General features: G+C 60.1%; 3 protein-coding genes and 1 pseudogene. 2 read left to right on the top strand and 2 right to left on the bottom strand.

Annotation, left to right across the window (positions count from 1 at the left end; all coding sequences use genetic code 11):
• Together RMO15_RS24795 and RMO15_RS24790 are read left to right on the top strand one after the other, a co-directional pair.
• Positions 1 to 384: pseudogene (locus RMO15_RS24795) on the top strand (hypothetical protein); the annotation flags it as partial.
• 5 nt (positions 385 to 389) lie between these two features.
• On the top strand, positions 390 to 815 hold the full coding sequence (locus tag RMO15_RS24790) for an HNH endonuclease signature motif containing protein (RefSeq protein ID WP_309718942.1): 426 nt from the start codon (positions 390 to 392) through the stop codon (positions 813 to 815).
• Here the strand turns inward: RMO15_RS24790 and rnc are convergent.
• Both rnc and RMO15_RS24780 read right to left on the bottom strand, forming a co-directional pair.
• The gene (gene rnc / locus RMO15_RS24785) at positions 792 to 1,400 is read right to left on the bottom strand and encodes a ribonuclease III (protein ID WP_309718939.1); all 609 of its coding nucleotides are present in this window, start codon (positions 1,398 to 1,400) and stop codon (positions 792 to 794) included. The genes RMO15_RS24790 and rnc overlap by 24 nt on opposite strands.
• Before the next feature lie 38 nt (positions 1,401 to 1,438).
• Positions 1,439 to 2,532, bottom strand: a 1,094-nt coding sequence (locus RMO15_RS24780) for a pyridoxal phosphate-dependent aminotransferase (protein WP_309718936.1), incomplete at its 5' end; no start/stop codon positions are given.

The following is a 2,532-nucleotide window of genomic DNA, read 5'->3' as shown; positions in this document are numbered from 1 at the left end:
ATCACATTACCCGGGGAGCTTGAACGGTTCTTAACGACACAGGCTCGGCAGATGGGAGTGCCTGTTGAGACACTACTTGTTCGCACGATCGTTCAGCACTGGGATGGTATGCGACGAACATCCGGCTTGCCAATCGAGGAGACAGAGCTTTTTCTTCGTCTGCAAACACTATTTCCGCAGGAGCAAACTCAAGAGTACCACGCTCTCTGCGAAAAAAGCGATAGGGGGGTCATTACGGAATTGGAGCGCATAGCGCTTCTCTCTCTCATCGAGCAACGTGATCAGCAGAACGCGGAGCGTCTTGCTCTGATCGCCGAGCTGGCGCAACGACGTGGGGTTTCCTTTCGCGAGATGATGACGGAGCTTGGGATTCGCCCGGATTAATTTTTATGGCTGTTGTCTCCGAGCGGGTGCGTGAGCAGGTTGTTCAGCAGGCCGATGACATTTGTGAATACTGCCGCTATCCCGAGGAATTTAACTCCGGGAGATTTACTGTGGATCATATCGAGCCGCGTGCTCAAGGAGGCACAGATGATCTCAGTAATCTGGCACTGGCCTGTCGTAGCTGCAATGAGCACAAACAAGATGCGACACAAGCTCCTGACCCTGCAACCGGAGTCATCGTACCGCTCTTTAACCCTCGGCAGGATCGCTGGGAGGATCATTTTGCCTGGAGTGGCGATTATCGCTTCATGTTGGGGTTGACCCCGACCGGGCGCGCCACGATTGCGAGGCTACACACAAATCATACTGGAGTGGTACGCCAGCGAGAGATACTCCACCAGCTTGGGCTACATCCCGTTCAAGATATGTAACGCCGCCGCTTTTTCTGCCGCGCGGAGTGTCCGACCCGTTCCCTGGCCAAGTCTCTCGCCGTCGCAGAGTACCTCAACGGAGACAGAGTCGGTCTCGGTCTCAGAGGCGAGCTGGCGGTACTCGGGCTTCTTGCGGCCTTGGGCCTGGAGTGCCTCTTGCAGGCGGCTCTTGGGGTGCTTGGCGGCGGGGTTCTGCAAGACAAGCTGGAGCGGCTCGGCCAGCGTGGTCTGGACAAAGGCAAAGGCAGCGTTCTCACCGCACTCCAGGTAGAGTGCCCCGACCACGGCCTCATACGCTCCCGAGAGCAGGCGGGTCTGCTGGGCGAGTCCCATCTTCTGACCGCCGGGATCGAGGCGGAGTAGCTCGGGCAGGCCCAGTGTCTGCGCTACATCGGCCTGGGTCTCGCGGTCTACGACACTGGCGCGGGCGAGGGTGAGCGTGCCCTCGGCGGCATCGGGTAGCGCGTCCATGAGTATTCGGGCGACATAGGCACTGAGCAGAGCATCGCCGAGAAACTCCAGGCGCTCGTTGGAGTGGGGATGCGGGGCCGCCGAGCGGTGGGTGAAGGCCTGAGTCAGTAGCACACTCTCCGGGGCAAATCCCCACCGCTGGGCGGACTCTCTCACTTAAGCGCCGCCACGGCAGCCGCGATCCGGGCAACACCTTTCTCAATCGTCGCACGGCTGGTGGCATAGCTCAGGCGCATGTAGTCGTCGGCTCCAAAACCCGAGCCAGGCACGACCGCGACTTTCTGGGTGGCAAGCAAGTAGTCCGCCACATCGTCGCCGCTCGCAATTGTCTTGCCCTCGGGCGTGGTCTTGCCGTAGAGGCCGCTGACTTTTGGGAAGACATAGAACGCGCCCTCGGGCATCAGGCAGCTCAGGCCGTCAATGCCGTTGAGTCCCGCAACAATGAGTTTTCTTCTTGCATCGAACTCGGTGCACCACTCCGCAAGAAAGCTCTGGTCGCCGGTGAGCGCGGCGAGGCCCGCCCACTGCGCAATGCTGGTCGGGTTGCTCGTGCTCTGGTCTTGCAGGCGGTTCATGGCGCTGACATACTCTAGCTCCGCCGCGACATAGCCGAGGCGCCAGCCGGTCATGGAGTAGGCTTTGCTCATGCCATTGACCGTGAACGTCCGCTTCTTGATCTCCGGCCCAAGCGCGGCAATCGAGACAAACTCATTGTTATCGTAGACAATTTTTTCGTAGATCTCGTCGGAGATGACGAAGAAGTCGTGCTGAATCGCCAGCTCCGCCAGCGCCTCAATCGTGGCACGGGGCCACATCGCGCCGGTCGGGTTGCTCGGGGAGTTTAAGATCACGATCTTGGTCTTGGGGGTGATCGCGGCTTTAAGCTGCTCGACGGTAGGGGTAAAGTTGGTGGCGTCGGTGGTCTGCAAAATCACGGGCGTGCCGTCGGCGAGCTTGACCTGCTCGGGGTAGCTGACCCAGTAGGGCGCGGGGATCACGACCTCATCGCCCTCGCTGACCATGGCCTGGAAGATGTTGTAGAGCGTGTGCTTGCCGCCGCAGGAGACGATCACATTGCCGGGGGCGTAGTCGAGATTGTTATCAGTCTTAAGCTTCTCGGCGATGGCCTTGCGTAGCTCGGGAATGCCCGCCGAGGGCGTGTACTTGGTCTTGCCTTTTGCCAGCGCCTCGATGGCAGCGTCTTTGATGTGCTGCGGGGTGTCGAAGTCCGGCTCCCCGGCACCGA

It is taken from the genome of Armatimonas sp., assembly GCF_031410135.1.
Lineage (GTDB): Bacteria > Armatimonadota > Armatimonadia > Armatimonadales > Armatimonadaceae > Armatimonas.
Note: the sequence above shows the minus strand (reverse complement) of the source record. Positions and strands in the feature narration are given on the sequence as shown.